General features: G+C 34.0%; 15 protein-coding genes. 8 read left to right on the forward strand and 7 right to left on the reverse strand.

What is annotated here, in order from left to right:
• Positions 1-320: 320 nt before the first annotated feature.
• From EG358_RS15750 to dnaK, 5 genes are all read right to left on the reverse strand, one after another.
• Positions 321-668, reverse strand: coding sequence for a helix-turn-helix domain-containing protein (locus tag EG358_RS15750; RefSeq protein WP_076560513.1), 348 nt, complete (start codon positions 666-668; stop codon positions 321-323).
• 799 nt (positions 669-1,467) lie between these two features.
• On the reverse strand, positions 1,468-1,782 hold the full coding sequence (locus tag EG358_RS19870; RefSeq protein WP_262487811.1) for a site-specific integrase: 315 nt from the start codon (positions 1,780-1,782) through the stop codon (positions 1,468-1,470).
• A gap of 11 nt (positions 1,783-1,793) precedes the next feature.
• A complete protein-coding gene (locus EG358_RS15755) occupies positions 1,794-2,708 on the reverse strand; it encodes a site-specific integrase (protein WP_228421355.1) in 915 nt (304 codons plus the stop codon).
• Positions 2,705-3,274, reverse strand: coding sequence for a helix-turn-helix transcriptional regulator (locus EG358_RS15760; protein ID WP_076560511.1), 570 nt, complete (start codon positions 3,272-3,274; stop codon positions 2,705-2,707). The genes EG358_RS15755 and EG358_RS15760 overlap by 4 nt, the downstream gene beginning before the upstream one ends.
• Positions 3,275-3,504: 230 nt before the next feature.
• A complete protein-coding gene (gene dnaK, locus EG358_RS15765) occupies positions 3,505-5,394 on the reverse strand; it encodes a molecular chaperone DnaK (protein WP_076560509.1) in 1,890 nt (629 codons plus the stop codon).
• Positions 5,395-5,884: 490 nt separating this feature from the next.
• Between dnaK and ppk1 the strand changes: the two genes are divergently transcribed.
• From ppk1 to EG358_RS15805, 8 genes are all read left to right on the forward strand, one after another.
• On the forward strand, positions 5,885-7,957 hold the full coding sequence (ppk1, locus tag EG358_RS15770) for a polyphosphate kinase 1 (RefSeq protein WP_076560508.1): 2,073 nt from the start codon (positions 5,885-5,887) through the stop codon (positions 7,955-7,957).
• Between the two features lie 98 nt (positions 7,958-8,055).
• Positions 8,056-8,940, forward strand: coding sequence for a Ppx/GppA phosphatase family protein (locus EG358_RS15775; RefSeq protein ID WP_076560506.1), 885 nt, complete (start codon positions 8,056-8,058; stop codon positions 8,938-8,940).
• 367 nt (positions 8,941-9,307) lie between these two features.
• Positions 9,308-9,907, forward strand: coding sequence for a hypothetical protein (locus tag EG358_RS15780; protein WP_115596385.1), 600 nt, complete (start codon positions 9,308-9,310; stop codon positions 9,905-9,907).
• 109 nt (positions 9,908-10,016) lie between these two features.
• Positions 10,017-10,724 (forward strand): DUF2071 domain-containing protein, encoded by a 708-nt coding sequence (locus tag EG358_RS15785; RefSeq protein WP_076560912.1) that lies wholly within the window; start codon positions 10,017-10,019, stop codon positions 10,722-10,724.
• Positions 10,725-10,839: 115 nt separating this feature from the next.
• Positions 10,840-11,220: a nuclear transport factor 2 family protein gene (locus tag EG358_RS15790; protein WP_076560502.1), complete on the forward strand. Its 381-nt coding sequence runs from the start codon at positions 10,840-10,842 to the stop codon at positions 11,218-11,220.
• Between the two features lie 202 nt (positions 11,221-11,422).
• On the forward strand, positions 11,423-14,479 hold the full coding sequence (locus EG358_RS15795; protein WP_076560500.1) for a choice-of-anchor I family protein: 3,057 nt from the start codon (positions 11,423-11,425) through the stop codon (positions 14,477-14,479).
• Between the two features lie 92 nt (positions 14,480-14,571).
• Positions 14,572-14,853: a hypothetical protein gene (locus tag EG358_RS15800; protein ID WP_076560498.1), complete on the forward strand. Its 282-nt coding sequence runs from the start codon at positions 14,572-14,574 to the stop codon at positions 14,851-14,853.
• Between the two features lie 47 nt (positions 14,854-14,900).
• A complete protein-coding gene (locus EG358_RS15805) occupies positions 14,901-15,284 on the forward strand; it encodes a barstar family protein (RefSeq protein WP_123887187.1) in 384 nt (127 codons plus the stop codon).
• Between the two features lie 192 nt (positions 15,285-15,476).
• Here the strand turns inward: EG358_RS15805 and EG358_RS15810 are convergent, their stop codons facing one another.
• Both EG358_RS15810 and EG358_RS15815 read right to left on the reverse strand, forming a co-directional pair.
• Positions 15,477-15,725: a NifU family protein gene (locus tag EG358_RS15810; RefSeq protein WP_074229552.1), complete on the reverse strand. Its 249-nt coding sequence runs from the start codon at positions 15,723-15,725 to the stop codon at positions 15,477-15,479.
• Positions 15,726-15,768: 43 nt separating this feature from the next.
• Positions 15,769-16,872, reverse strand: a complete 1,104-nt coding sequence (locus EG358_RS15815) for an Mrp/NBP35 family ATP-binding protein (protein ID WP_076560494.1) — start codon at positions 16,870-16,872, stop codon at positions 15,769-15,771.
• Between the last annotated feature and the right edge of the window lie 19 nt (positions 16,873-16,891).

Below are 16,891 nucleotides of genomic sequence, written 5' to 3' on the forward strand. Positions count from 1 at the left end.
GTATGTAATGAAAAAGTATTAATTCTTAAAATCAAGAATTGTACAGAAAACCGACAGTAAATTAAGAGTAGATTTTCCGAAAAAGTTTTTTATAATTTTTGAGAGCTAATTTGATATTTATGCTTAGTAAAAGAATTTGTAAATCGTTTATAATTTTACATTTCGAATAGTCTAAACATTTTAATATATATTCCTAGAGCTTCCGTAAGAGATTATACTATTTTTAAATCTGAAGGAATTTCGATAAATATTACACGATTTACGATGAAATTTTTCAGTTATAGATAAGACAGCTTAAGCATTTTTTTTACCGAATGTGATTATTTTCCAGAATTCTTTTTTTTGTACTGTTCACTTTCAAATATCAATTCTTTCATGGTCTTGCGTTTACCATTAGAGATCCAATCTAAAAGTTCATCTTCAAAAAAATAAAGTTTCTTCCCATTTTTGTAACAAGGAATTATTCTTTTTTGAACCAATGAATATATTGTTGATTTTGCCTTTCCAATAAGTTTTGAAACTTCCTCAATACCTATTGGAATTCTTTTGGTAGGACTAGCTCCTACTGTATTTTCTTTTTTAAGTAATAACTTAAGATCACCCACTTCTTTAATCAGATAGGCGACTGCCTGTGGTAAATTATTGAAAGAAATGTCATGATCATCCATAGTATTTCATTTATATATTTAACAAAAAAGATAAATAATTCTGATAGCAGAGACTCTATATTTGTGGTATCATTATCATTTTGGTTCGGTTTGAATGTAGATAGACTATCATTATGTACGATTTTGCTTCTGTGCTATTCAACAGTCTCAACCGTTCTGTTGATATATTTCCGCATGGATTGTGATCTTTTTTTTCCGGCAACCATAACTGTATATTTTTCGAGATATGTTGCGTTAAAAATTTCGGACCATATAAAATTTCTACCTGTCTTTAGGAAATACTGAACCTCAGTATTTTGTTTAGATTTTAATTAAACTTTTTTGAAACTTCAGCCTAAATGTAGCACTATTCAATATCTTATAATTTCTTAATCGGATATCACTCTAACCTTTTGTAAATTTAGTATTCTACATCAATTTCAAATGTACTTGACGCTCATTAGTTAGCCTTTGTCCTCGGTTGACTACCATCACTTCCCACTGTCGAATGGAAAATGCACTTTATCTTTTGAAATATCCAAAAGAAAAGTTGCTGTAGTAACAGTGATATCGGAGGTGATTTTATTATTGCAATCTGCATTAGAGACTGCTCTAATAACTTTTGATTAGCTGCCTTTTATTTAGATTTTTTTTTCTCAGCTTGTACTTTTTATCATTACATGATCTAATACAAAATCTGGTAAGAATTGTTTATCCTTCAAAAATGCTTTTGACAGTGCTAGTAATGACCTTTTTGTTGGCATCTAAGACCTTTACGTCAATATTTTTATGATTAATACCTGTGAACTTAAGTTGGTATTTACAAATTTTTCAGATGAATAGCAGTCGAAGCTTTATTTTTCTTTTCATCAACAACCTTTGCGTAAACCTGCGTAGTTTTTACGTTCGTATGACCTAGCATTTTACTTACTGTGTAAATATCAGTTCCACTCGAAAGTTGAAGCGTTGCAAAAGTGTGTCTAAAATTATGGAAAGTTATTTTTTTAGTAATTCCAGCACTTTCAATCCACTTCTTGAGTGGTCGGGAAATCCAAGCTGGATTAGTTAGATTTTTAAATATCAAATCATCTGGAAGACCTACTTCACCACACAGTTGTAATGCTTGTTTAGACATCGGCATATATTCTACACCTTTTGTCTTTTTTTGAGTAAAATTATTTTTGCCTGATCGTTTTCAATACTTATTTCGTTCCACGTTAGTTTCTGAATATCGGAATGGCGTAAACCTGTTAAAGCTGAAAAAAGTGCTGCTCGTTTAAGAACTTCAAGTTCGCAGGGAGTTTCAACTAAAGTATTAAGTTCATTAAGTGTTAAATATTCTCGTCTTGATTCCTCGTGCGGAATCGCTTTAATTTTAGCAGAAATATCAGTCGTAAAATATCCATCAATAAAAGCTTGTTTTAATGCAGCTTTGAATACAGAAAAATAAGTTGAAGCCGTATTTTGAGAAATAATCTCTTGCTTATTGCTACCACTTTTCGCAGTCAACAAATATGATTTAAAGTGTTCACAGAATTTAGTGTTGATCTGAGAAAACATAATTTTTTCACCTCCAAAATCTTTTAGAAATTCTATTGAGCGATACCAATTTACTTGAATAGATTCGGAATTGTTTTTATGTCTTTTATTAACCAACCGATCAAAATATCCCACAAAATTCTCCTGCGATTTTTCTTTTTGTTCTACTTGAATTTTGTCGAGTTCGCTGTAAAGTTCAATATTATCATATTCTCTCTGACGTAATTTACGCATAGAATCTGCATAAAACATTGTCTCGCGATCGTTTTCGCTTTTGCAAACAATTATACCATTGTCATCTCTTTTAGGTTTATATGAAACGGATTCTTGGGTTGTTCTTGCAGGTCTTTTCTTATCAAAATCTACGGTTGTGACGCTTCTGTTTAAATATTCCCGGATTCTCTGAACTTTATCTTTACCAGGAATCATCACAGGATAACTTTCCAAATAAATAAACCATTCTTTTCGGAATTCGGATTTTCGCAATCGTACGGTAACTTTGGTTTTTAATAGCTCTTTCATTTTCCGTCAAAAATTTTATCAATTAAATTTTTAGGAACATACACGAAACTTCCAACTTTCTTTGTCGGAATTTTGTTTCTTTTAATTAGGTTTGTCACAGTTCCTGGATCAGCGTAGAATTTTGAACTAATTTCGGAAATTGTATAACAATTACCAACTTCAAAATTGGGTTTCTCAGGAATTTCCTTTGACTTATCTGGCATTTCAACTGCCGTAAACATTTTTTCTATATCGATTTTGCTTACACGAGTAAGTCGCTCTCCCAAATTGATGGCAGGTATTTTTTTACTTTTAATTAATCTGTGAATAGTATCTCTTGATATTCCAAAAAGTGTTACTGCTTCACTCACGGAAATGTACGGTCGAGTTTGTATATCTGCAATTTTAGAAACGGATTTTTCTAAAAGCGTTTGCCTCGCTTCCATTTCTTTAGCCAATTGTTTCTGTCTTTTTCCTGACTTTTCTGAGCAATATTTACTACAAAACCTAGCAGTAACTTTTTTCGCTTCAAATGGTTTTTCACAAAATTCGCAAAGTTTTGGTATTCTAAGATTACTAAAGCCCATAAAACAACTATTTTAAAGAATAAAAATCAAGCTAGACCGAATAAGACATAATAAGACGCAGAAATTCCATTATTAAGACGCGGTACAAATGAGATACAAAATTACGACAAAAATCGATTAAAATCAACTATTAATAAAAAATACAAAAACAAAAAAAATCGCTGTAAACATTACATTTACAGCGATTTGCTAATTTATTTCAATCGATATTAATCGATGATAATTGCTACTTACTTGACTTCTTCAAAGTCTGCATCCTGAACATCTTCTGCTCCGTTTGCCTGACCTTGAGTTTGTTGAGCTCCTGCATCTGCACCTTGTCCTTGTGCATACATTTCTTCTGAAGCTGCCATCCAAGCTGCATCTAAAGCTTCAGTTTTAGCTTTTACATCGTCTCCGTTTTTAGCTTCGAAAGCTGCTTTCAATTCTGTGTGAGCTGTTTCGATAGCTGCTTTTTTGTCAGCAGATAATTTATCACCAAACTCTTTCAATTGCTTTTCAGTCTGGAAGATCAATCCGTCAGCTTTGTTGAAAATTTCAACTTCTTCTTTTCTCTTGTTATCGGCTGCAGAGTTTTCCTGAGCTTCTTTTTTCATTCTTTCGATTTCCTCGTCAGAAAGACCTGAAGAAGCCTGAATTTTAATAGACTGCTCTTTACCGGTTCCTTTATCTTTAGCAGAAACGCTCAAGATTCCGTTTGCATCGATATCGAAAGTTACTTCAATCTGAGGAACACCTCTTTGTGCTGGTGGAATATCTGTAAGGTCAAATCTACCAATCTCTTTATTATCGTTGAACATTGGTCTCTCACCCTGTCCTACTCTGATGCTTACAGCCGGCTGATTGTCAGAAGCTGTAGAGAATACTTCAGATTTTTTAGTTGGGATTGTAGTGTTTGCATCAATTAATTTAGTGAAAACAGAACCCATTGTTTCGATACCTAAAGAAAGTGGCGTAACGTCTAATAAAAGAACGTCAGTTACATCTCCAGTTAAAACTCCACCTTGGATTGCTGCACCAATTGCTACAACCTCATCCGGGTTAACACCTTTTGAAGGTTTTTTACCGAAGAATTTTTCAACTTCTTCCTGGATGATTGGGATTCTTGTAGAACCACCTACCAAGATTACTTCGTCGATATCCGAGATAGAAAGACCTGCATCAGAAAGTGCTTTTTTACAAGGCTCCATAGATCTTCTTACCAAATCTGCAGATAACTGCTCAAATTTAGCTTTAGTTAAAGTCTTCACTAAGTGTTTAGGACCTGTAGCTGTAGCTGTGATATAAGGAAGATTGATTTCAGTTTGAGGAGAAGAAGACAATTCAATTTTTGCTTTTTCAGCTGCTTCTTTCAATCTTTGTAATGCAATTGCATCACCTTTAAGATCTACCCCTTCTTCAGCTTTGAATTCGTCTGCCATCCAGTTGATAATTACATCATCAAAGTCATCACCTCCTAAGTGTGTATCACCATTTGTAGATAATACTTCGAAAACGCCGTCACCTAAATCAAGGATAGAAACGTCGAAAGTACCACCACCAAGGTCATAAACAGCGATTTTTTGATCTTTGTGAGATTTATCCATACCATAAGCCAAAGCTGCTGCTGTAGGCTCGTTGATAATTCTTTCTACTTTAAGACCAGCGATTTCTCCTGCTTCTTTTGTAGCTTGTCTCTGAGCATCATTAAAGTAAGCCGGAACAGTGATTACCGCTCTTGTTACTTCCTGTCCAAGATAATCTTCAGCAGTTTTCTTCATTTTCTGAAGAATCATTGCAGAAATTTCCTGTGGAGTATATTCTCTGTCGTCAATTTTTACTTTTACCGTATCATTTGGTCCGCTTACCACTGCGTAAGGCACTCTTGAAACTTCAGAAGCATCATCTTTGAAATGTGTTCCGATGAATCTTTTGATAGAATATACAGTTTTGTTAGGGTTTGTTACAGCCTGTCTTTTTGCAGGATCACCTACTTTTCTTTCACCATCTTCTGTAAACGCTACGATAGAAGGTGTTGTTCTTTTTCCTTCTGCATTAGGGATAACTACAGCATCTTTACCTTCCATTACTGCAACGCAAGAGTTGGTTGTACCTAAGTCAATTCCGATTATTTTACTCATAATATTTATATTTTTTCTAATTTTTAAATTTGATTACACTCTCACTTTCTCAATATCTGTACCATTAGAATTTTTGTGACAAATTGACAGTTTCAATTATTTTTAAATAAAACCGAGACAAATTTTAAACATAAAATGTTATATGATGACAGTAATAAACTTATTTTTTACCGTAAAAAGAGACAAAGATTTTTGATATGTTTAACAGATATTCAAAAGTTTACAAGATCCTCCGACAAGCTCATGATGAAATTATTTAGATTTTTTTGTAATCATCGATGGTGTCATGCCGAGCCTGTCGAAGTCTTCAAAACTGATATATTCTGTTGCTTTCAAAATTTTCCTGTAAACCTAAGTGACTTATGTGTTTAAAAATAATTTCACTGTTTTACTGACTTTTCCTTCAACTAAAAATTTAATTAAGAATTAACTTTAGAATCTTCTGAAAGAACAGTTTTATTAGTATTTTTGATAAATTTTATACACAAATATGTCTTTACATTTTAATCCCAGAGATGTTACCTGGTTAGCATTTAACGAAAGAGTATTACAGGAAGCGATGGACGAAAACGTGCCACTTCATCTTAGAATTCGTTTTCTTGGGATTTTCTCAAATAATCTTGATGAGTTTTTCAGAGTACGTGTTGCCGGTCTGAAGCGTGCGATGGATTTTAAAGAAAAAGTAATTGCCGAATCATTTTATCAGCCGCCTTCGAAAATTCTTCAGAGAATTAACGAGATTGTTATGACTCAACAAGCTGACTTCGATAAAACCTGGAAAAAAATTCAGCTTGAGATGGCAGACCAGAAGGTTTTCATTAAAACTTCAAGAAACCTCACTGCCAAACAGAAAGAATTTGTACGACAATATTTTGATGAAGTGGTAGAAGCCAACGTTATCCCGATTCTTCTTCACGAAAACACTCCAATGCCCTACATGAGAGACAAAAGTCTTTATCTGGGTGTTGCGATGAGAAAAAAAGACTGGAATTATCACAGCAATTATGCAATTATTGAAATTCCGTCGCGTTTTGTAGGAAGATTTGTACTGTTGCCAACAGAAGATCCTGAAGAAAAAAACGTGATGCTGCTTGAGGACGTTATCACATTCAACTTACCGCATATTTTCTCTTATTTCGGATATGACGAGTTCTCTGCCAATGCTTTTAAAGTAACCAAAGATGCAGAAATGGATATTGATAACGACATCAAAACCAATTTTGCCGAAAAAATAGAAAAAGGGCTTAAAAACCGTAGAAAAGGAAAACCGACCCGGTTTGTTTTCGATAAAGACATGGATAAAGCAATGCTCGAATTGCTGATCCGAAAATTAAATTTAAGCAAAAAAGACAGTATTATTCCTGGCGGAAAGATCCACAATTTCAAACATTTTATGGATTTCCCCGATGTCATTGAATACAGCAAAAAACCGGTAGAAAGAACGTCTTTTACGCATCAGGCTTTTGAGCATGGCGAAAGAGTGACAGATGTTATTCTGAAACAAGATGTTTTATTGAGCTTTCCCTATCATACCTACACACCGGTAATCGACCTTTTGCGTGAAGCTGCAATGGATCCTGATGTGAAATCGATTCAGATTACCGCTTACCGTTTGGCAAGTAATTCAAAAATAAGCAATGCGTTGATCTACGCTGCCAGAAATGGTAAAGAAGTGACCGTTATGCTCGAGCTCCAGGCAAGATTTGATGAAGAATCGAATTTGATGTGGAAAGAAATGTTTGAGCCTGAAGGAATCACTGTTTTAATCGGAATTCCTGACAAAAAAGTACACGCCAAACTTTGCATTATTAAAAAACGAGCACACAATAAAACCCTACAATATGGTTTTGTAAGCACCGGAAACTTTAATGAAAAAACGGCTAAAATATATGGTGATCATTTGATAATGACTTCAGACAGAGGCATTATGGCAGATATTAATAAAGTATTTACCGTTCTGAAAAAACCAAAAGAAGATTATCTGTCGGTTCTGAAGACCTGCAAAAACTTGTTGGTTTGTCCGCTATTTATGCGCGAAAAAATTGAGCATTATATTGATAAAGAAATTGAAGAAGCCAAAGCCGGAAGAAAAGCAGAAATGATCATTAAGGCAAATTCGGTAAGTGACCGTGCTTTAATTATCAAAATGTACGAGGCAGCGCAAGCCGGTGTAGTAATAAGAGTGATTGTGAGGGGAATTTATTGTGCCATTAATCAAAAAGATTTTAAACAGAAAATAAAAGCAATAAGCATTGTTGATGAATATCTGGAGCATGCAAGAGTAATGTATTTTTACAATAAAGGCTCTGAAGATATCTATATTTCTTCTGCCGACTGGATGAATAGGAATTTGGATCACCGAATTGAAGCAGCGGTAAAAATTTCCGATAAAAATCTTAAAAAAGAGCTGAAAGATATTCTTGATATTCAGTTAAAGGATAATGTAAAAGCAAGAATTTTAGACAAAAAACTGAGCAACGAATACATCAGCAACGGTGAAAAAGAATGCCGCTCTCAGATTGAAACGTATAAATATCTGAAAGCAAAAACTACTGTAAAATAGCCTCAATAAAAGGGTACGAAATAATATTTTGTAAATTCGTCTTTAAAAACACAAATTTTAAAATTTTAAACAACTGAAATTCAATAAAATACAATCAAATGATCATTGCAGCGATAGACATAGGAAGTAATGCGGCCCGACTTTTAATCAATGAGGTAAAAATTCAAAATGGAAAGCCTGAATATATTAAATTAAATCTACTGCGAATACCTCTGCGATTGGGAATGGATGTATTCACTCTTGGAAAAATCGGCGAAGAAAGAGAAAAAATGGTCTTAGATTCTATGAAGATTTTCAGTGATTTGATGAAAGTTTACAAAGTAGAACATTACAGAGCCTGCGCTACAAGTGCGATGCGTGATGCCGAAAATGGGAATGAAATTATCGAAAAAGTAAAAAATCATGCAAATCTTACAATAGAAATTATTTCCGGAGACGAAGAAGCAACTTTAGTTTACGAAAATCACGTTGCAGAAGGTCTCGACAAAGATTTCGCTTATCTTTATGTAGATGTGGGTGGCGGTTCTACCGAGCTTACGTTTTACGAAAACGACACAATGATCTACGAAAAATCTTTCAATATCGGAACAATTCGTCTTCTCAATAATCTTGTAACAGACGACAACTGGAAAGAAATGAAAGAAGAAATAAAGGCAAATATCAGCAGTAAAAAACAAGTTGTAGCCATCGGTTCAGGTGGAAATATCAACAAAGTTTTTTCGATGAGCAAAACCAAAGACGGAAAACCAATGTCTATTGCCTACTTAAAAAAAGCCTACAAAGAATTCAACGATCTTACCGTGGAAGAAAGAATGACAAAATATGGTTTCAGAGAAGACCGAGCCGATGTTTTGGTTCATGCTTTGAAAATCTACAATTTTGTAATGCATTGGGCAGATATCAATAAAATTTTTGTACCAAAAATTTCTGTTGCGGATGGTTTGATTCACAATATTTATGAAAGGGTTTCGGGAGAGAAATAACTTTTTTGATTTTAATTTCAATTGCGTTTATCTAAAACAAATTATAGCTTAATAACATAAAATTCAAATACTTATAATAATTCTTAAACTACATTGACGCAATAGTATATAATTTATATTTGTGCAATTTGTATATTTGGATTTTATGTGAAATATTAAAAAGCATAGTACATAAATTAAACTCAAATAGATTTTAAATGAAATTTTTATTAACCTTAACTCTTTTATTATCATTTTATTTTGTCAGTGCACAAAATTCAGAAATTAAAAAGTTTTCGATCAAAAGCAATTCCTTAAATGAAACTCGTGATTGAACATTATATTTCCCGAAAAAATTTTCTGCCAAAAAAAATATAATTTGATTTTTATGGCTGATGGTCAATTTCTAAATGAAAGATATAAATCGAAAATTGATAGTTTAATAGATAATAAATTGATTTCGGAGTTTATTATAGTTGGTGTAAATTCAAATGAAACAGGTATACCAAATTCATACTTACAGCTAAGAAATTATGAATATATAGAAAACAATGATGCTGAAATTGGTTCGGATCTTTATTCTAGATATATAAATCACCTTGAATTTTTCATAAGTGAAGTTGATGAGTATGTTAAAGAATATTTGAAAATAAAAGTGAAGAAAAGATTTTTTTATGGGGTATCAAATGGTGCAGGTTTTGGAATTAGTTTACTAGACAAATATCCTAATTTTTTTAAATCTTATATTTTATATTCAGTTGCTGGAGCAAATAAAGATAATTTAAAAAAATCCAATAATAAAATTTCAAATATTATCATTCGATATGGAAATCAAGAACCAGAACCTATTATTGACTACAATATAGCTTTAGCTGAATTAATTAAATCAAAAAATTATAAAGTAACTTTTTCAAATTATAAAGGTGGACATAAAAGAATTGATTGGTTAAATAACTTTATAAAAGATATTCAGCTAATTGGATTATAAATACTTCTCACAAAATCGTATTGGCGAAATGACGGGTTTGTGTGAATCCTGAATAATCACTTAGCCACCAATACTTTCGTCATCATCAATGATAAAAAAAGACACAACAATGAAAATCCCAACCATCCACGGATATATAGATCGAAGAATTTTAATCAATTTTACAGCTGATCCAAAATCTGTGGAGAAGATTATTCCATTTCCTTTTAGACCAAAAATTTATAAGGACAAAGCTATCGTTGGAATTTGCTTAATCAGATTGAAAAACATAAAACCAAAAGGTCTACCTGACTTCATTGGAGTAAATTCTGAAAATGGGGCTCACAGAATTGCTGTAGAATGGGACGAAAACGGTGAGACCAAATCAGGAGTTTACATTCCTCGCAGAGACACTTCATTAAAATTAAATACATGGGTTGGCGGACGAATATTTCCTGGAAGACACTATCACGCAAAATTTAATGTAGAAGAAGAAAAAGGAAATTATCATATTGATTTTAAGAGTTCGGACGGCACTGAAATACTAATTGACGCTACTGAAACAAATTTGTTTAGCGACACATCTATTTTTGAAACATTAAATAACGCTTCTGATTTTTTTGAAAATGGCGACCTTGGTTACTCACCAAACAAAGATAAATTTGACGGACTTAGATTGAAAGCATATAAGTGGGAAGTTAGGCCACTTGATGTTTTGAAAGTAAAATCAAGCTTTTTTGAAAACGAAGAAATTTTCCCACAAGGTTCGGTAACTTTTGACAACGCATTATTAATGACAGACATTGAACATGAATGGAAAAGCGAGACGGACAAATGACCGAAGCTATATAAGTTCTTGGTGAAAATTTCTAAATGGAGATTGCGCCTCAATTTCCGTAACATAGCACTCCTTGAAACATTATCAACAATATTAAACGCCAATAAATAACAAAATGGACAATACAGAAATTACGAAAGAACATGTTGTTGAAGCGGAAAACAAGCTTTTTTCGGCTCAACGTGTAAGCAATGTTGATTTACTTGACCAGCTATTGCATGATGACTTGGTCGCAGTTTCACCGACAGGGCAAATAGTAACTAAAGAAATGGATCTCAACTCACACAAAGCGAAAACAATGATTATTGAAGAAGCTTCAACAGAAATTGACGACATTAAAATATCGGGTGATACCGCACTTTCAATCGTTACAATGACAGCGAAAGGAAAAATGATGGAAACACCAATTGAAGGAAAATTTAGATATTTTAGAGTTTGGAAACGCTTCGACGGCACATTGAAAGTGATCGGAGCAAGCTTTATGCAATTACCCTAAATTAAAATTAAATATGACATTGCTTTCAAGACCAGTTTTTGAACTGATTTTTAATAATATTATAAGCACGTTTTTCTCATAATTAACAATTTATTAAAGAATTTCCACAATACGAACAAATTATTAATCAAATCTTAAAATTCGCTTAAAAGCCTCACAACTTTCAAACCTCATTTTTGCACAAATCTATAATTGAGTAAAAATGAAAAACAAATACCTTTTGAGAGGCTTATTACCTATTGCTGCTTTATTTCACGGCGCAGCTTCTGGACAAATCACATTAGTTCACTATTGGAACTTTAATAATAATGCATCTGTTTCCGCCATTACAGCACCTACATCAACGCTTCTAAACGGTTCTATCACCGCTGTTTCTACAGGAACAGGAAGTACAGATACCTTCATAGATTTTGCTGGCGGAACATCACAAAACTTTAATGTTGAAAATCTTAATGCAAGAAACGGAGATGCTTCCGGAACGCATTTGAGATACAATTATCCGATCAACGGAAATGTACAATTTAATTTGCCAACGACAGGATATAACAATGTTGTTGTAAAATTTTCTACAAGAAGATCTGGTTCGGGTGCAGGAAATCAAAACTGGTCTTACTCTTTAGACGGAATTACTTTTGTCCCGTATCAAACGGTTACTTCACAAGATGCCAATCCACAACTCATCACGTTTGATTTTTCGAATGTGACAGGAGTTTCAAATAACCCTAATTTTAAATTAAAAGTTGAATTTACTCAAGGCAGTGGCGGAGCTGTTGGAAATAACAGATTCGATAATTTCACACTAGATGCAACTTCAGTTGGCGGAACCGATACTACTCCACCAACCGTTGCTTATTTACCTGCAAACAACGTCAATAATGCTTCTACAACAGTAAATCCTACGATCACTTTTAACGAAAATGTAAGATTAATCGATAACTCTCCAATTACTTCTGCAAATGCACAAAGTTTAGTTGAATTACGTTTAGGAAACTCCACGGGAAATGCAGTTCCGTTTACTACAACTTTTGCCAACAATGCAATTACGATAATTCCTACAGGAGGTTTAGTTCCGAATCAGGCTTATTATTTAGCTTTAAAACCAAATATGGTAGAAGATACAACCGATAATGCAGTGACCACAGTAACTTCTAGTGTTTTCACAACGGCAGGAACAAGTATTTCTTTAGATAAAACTTTAATTAAGGTTAATGAAAACGCAGGAACTTTAGCATTTAAAATAAATGTGACCAATCCTTCTAATGCAACAGTAAATTTGATTGTGAAACCTGCTTCTTTTAACACCGCAAACAGCAGTGATTTTACCTTTACAAGCCAAACAATCAACATTACGCCTTCTACAACAAGTGTTACGGTAAATATTCCGATTCTTGATGATACTTTGGAAGAGCAACAGGCAGAATATTTTGTTTTAGGATTAGAAAATCCTGTAGGAACAACGATTACCGGAGACACTACTTCTACCGTTTATATTATCGATAATGATAAAGCGGCTCCAGTTCCTTCCAACCAAATTTCATTAAATTATATCGGAAGTTTTGATCCTTCAGGAAATAATAACAGTTCTACAGAAATTGTAGTTCATGATCCTGCAACTCAAAAATTATTCACCATCAGTTCTTTAACGGATGTTTTTGATATTATTAATTTCACCAATCCATTAGCTCCGTCAGTAATCAACACCGTGAATATGACTCCTTATGGTGGAATTACAAGTATCGCCGTGAAAAACGGGCTTGTTGCTGTAGCCTCACCAAACGGAACAAACGCTCAACAAAACGGATCGGTAGTTTTCTTCGACATCAACGGAAATTTCCTAAAACAAGTCACCGTAGGAGTTTTACCGGATATGATCACATTTACTCCAGACGGAACAAAAGTAATGACTGCAAATGAAGGTGAACCAAATGATGCTTACACGGTAGATCCGGAAGGTTCAATCAGTATTATTGATATTTCCGGTGGAATTAATAATTTAAGCCAGTCAAACGTGACGACACTTGGTTTTGCAGGTTACAACAGCCAGGAAGCTGCATTCATAAGTTCAGGCGGAAGAAAAGTAAAATCTACAAGTACTTTGGCGCAGGATCTTGAGCCTGAATATATTACCATAAGCCCAGACAGCCAGAAAGCATGGGTTTCTTGTCAGGAAAACAACGGAATTATCGAAGTTAATCTTAGTAACAATACTTTAGGAAATATTTGGGGATTAGGCAAAAAAGATATGAGTCTTCCAGGAAATGGTTTTGATGCTTCCGATAACAATGGTGAAGTTTTGATCGCCAACTGGCCTGTCAAAGCGTATTACAATCCCGATGCAATGGCTTCGTTCAAAGTTGGAAACACCAATTATCTGGTTACCGCAAACGAAGGCGACGAAAAAGACTTAGGTGGATTTAGTGAAAGAACAACCGTTGGAGCGAACGGTTATACTTTAGACTCAACACTTTTTCCGAATGCTTCTGTTTTAAAAGCTTCGCATAATTTAGGAAGATTCAGAGTGACCAATGTAAACGGAAATACAGACGGAGACACAGATTTTGAAGAAATTCATGCATTGGGAGCAAGATCATTTTCGATTTTCAATGCCGATACAAAACAAATCGTTTACGACAGCGGTGACAGATTTGAAAGATATATTGCAGCCACTCATCCTTTGATTTTCAATGCTGATAACGAAGCCAATGGAGCAAAAAGCAGAAGCCGCGCAAAAGGACCGGAACCGGAAGGCGTAACTTTAGGGACAATCAACGGACAAACTTTCGCTTTCATCACTCTGGAAAGAACAGGCGGTGTGATGGTTTATAACATAACAGATCCAAACAATGTAACCTTTACAGATTACAAACATTCAAGAATGACTTCCGCATTTGGTGGAGACAACGGTCCGGAAGGAATCACATACATTCCTCCCGCAAATATGAATAACGGAAAAGGTTACGTAGTCGTTGCCAACGAAATCAGCGGAACGTTATCAATGTACGAAGTCGTATTTTCTCCAACATTAGCAACAGGTGAAGTGAAAAAAGAAAAGGCAACCTTCAACATCTTCCCGAATCCTGTAAACAAAGGAAATACTCTTTATTTCAACAGAGCTCAAGGTTATGAGTTGTACGATATGAGCGGTAAACTTCTTGGAAAAGAGAAAAACGCATTAACCATTGATACTTCAAAACTAAACACCGGAGTTTATTTAATTAAAACTTCAGAAGGTGAAGTGAAGAGATTCATCGTTAAATAATTTTTTTACTTAATAATTTACTTTTGTAGCCTCGGAATTTTTCCGGGGCTTTTTTGATAGAAAATCATTACTTTTAATTTTCAACTTATATTATGTTTGCATTCGCACTTGATACACTCGAAGAACCACAAATCATTTCTCTAATTGAAGATGTGAAAAATCTCGAAAGCAATAAAACCAATTTTGGTTTTCGCAAACTTAGGCTAATTAATGTGGAAAATCCAGCGCGATTAAAATTAGAAATAGAAAAATCGATTGCCAATTCTGACAACCAAGGTTCTATTTATCTTTTAGATCAGAATAATTCGATTATTACAGGACATTCATCAGTAATATTAAAATTTCAAAATCAGAGAAGAATAATCTCAGCTTGAGTGGATATGTTTGGCATCAACCAAAAGGTTATTATAAAGCATGGAAAATGAAGATCAATAACCAAATTAATGCTAGAGACATTTGGAAAAGTTTTCAAAAGAATGAATTACAGGGTTGGTTAGTCTTTGCTTTAAACAATATGAATACTGAGCCTTCAAAAGAAAACTTAATAATAGAAATCAACGGAGATCATTTTAATAATATTGATGAGTTCTTTTGTACACTTGGTGAAGAAATCAATGGAGTTGCAGGATATTTTGGAAGAAACATTCCGGCTCTTTACGATTGTTTGAGAGGAGATTTTGGAGTTATTTCAATTAAAGAATTAACTTGGAAAAACCATCAGAAAAGCAAGAAGCTTTTTAAATCTAAATTCAATGAAGTTTTGCAAACATTTGAAGATTTCGACATTAAAATAAACTTGCAATAAATTTTGGTTAAAGCTAAATGAATTCTTAAATTTTTAAACGGGTTAAAGCTCGCTTCTACTGATTTAGATAAAACCTTGTCAAGGTTAATCAGTAGGTGAATAATAACCTTGACAAGGTTGTACCCAACATTTTTCTACTAAAAAAAGGCAGACCTTCAAGATCTGCCTTCAAAAAATATATTGTCGTATTTTTTACTCTACATTTACTACCTTTTCAATTTCAGGAGCATGTTGTTTGATGCTGTTTTCTACGCCTAATTTCAATGTTGAGAAATTAAGAGAACAGGCCGAACAGTTACCTAAAAGTTTTACAAAAACAGTATTGTCTTTTACGTCCAAAAGCTCAATATCACCGCCGTCTTTATTCAAAAACGGACGAATGCTTTCCAGAGCTTCCATTACTCGGGTTACAGTGTCTTCGTGTGTTGTATTTGTCTCCATATTTGGGTTTGGTTTTCAAAAATGTATTTGAAATTATTTTTAATTATTTTTTTGGTGAGCAACCAGCCATTGTTGAAATTTTTACGGCTTCAGTTGGCGGAAGAAACTTATTTCTTTCTAGTAAACTCTCAACCATTTTTTTCGCAGTTTCCGTATAAATTTCAGCAATTTTAGAACCTTCCTGCAAAGCAGCTGGTCTTCCTACATCACCTGCTTCTCTGATGCTCTGAATTAAAGGAATTTCTCCTAAAACAGGAATATTTAAATCTTCAGCTAAATATTGCGCTCCTTGGTTTCCAAAGATATAATATTTATTGTCAGGTAACTCTTCCGGAGTAAAATAGGCCATATTTTCTATCAACCCAAGAACAGGAATGTTGATACTTTCCATATTAAACATCGCAATTCCTTTTCTAACGTCCGCTAAAGCAACATGTTGAGGTGTACTTACAATCACAGCTCCGGTTACCGGAACTTCCTGAATAATCGACAAGTGAATATCACCAGTTCCCGGAGGAAGGTCGATTAATAAGAAATCTAATTCTCCCCAAGCTGCATCTCTGATCATTTGGTTCAATGCTTTTGAAGCCATTGGGCCTCTCCAAACGACCGCCTGATTTGCTCCTGAAAAATATCCGATAGAAAGCATCTTTACACCGTAATTTTCGATAGGTTTCATCATGCTTTTTCCGTTTACATCAACAGAAATTGGCTTTTGACCTTCTGTATCAAACATCGTAGGAACAGATGGCCCGTAAATATCGGCATCTAATAAACCTACTTTAAAGCCCATTTTTGCTAACGTTACCGCAAGATTGGCAGCAACGGTAGACTTACCAACACCTCCTTTTCCGGATGCGATCGCAATAATATTTTGAATTCCAGGAATCTGCTTTCCTTTAATCTGGCTCAGCTGAACCTCACTTGGCTCCGGAGAAACTATCTTAAGTTTCAAATTAATCTCTTCGCCAAATTCACTTGCAAAAGCCTGCTTCATTGCTGCTTCAAGCTTTTTCTTTTCGTGCATTGCCGGCGAATGCGCTGTCATATCTATATAAACGTCATTCCCCATCACTTGAAAATTAGACACCAAGTCATCAACTTCAATTTCTTTAAGGAAATCCTGAATCTTTTCTTTAGTCAACATAAAAATATAAATTGAGCAC

It is taken from the genome of Chryseobacterium indoltheticum (assembly GCF_003815915.1).
GTDB classification, from domain to species: domain Bacteria; phylum Bacteroidota; class Bacteroidia; order Flavobacteriales; family Weeksellaceae; genus Chryseobacterium; species Chryseobacterium indoltheticum.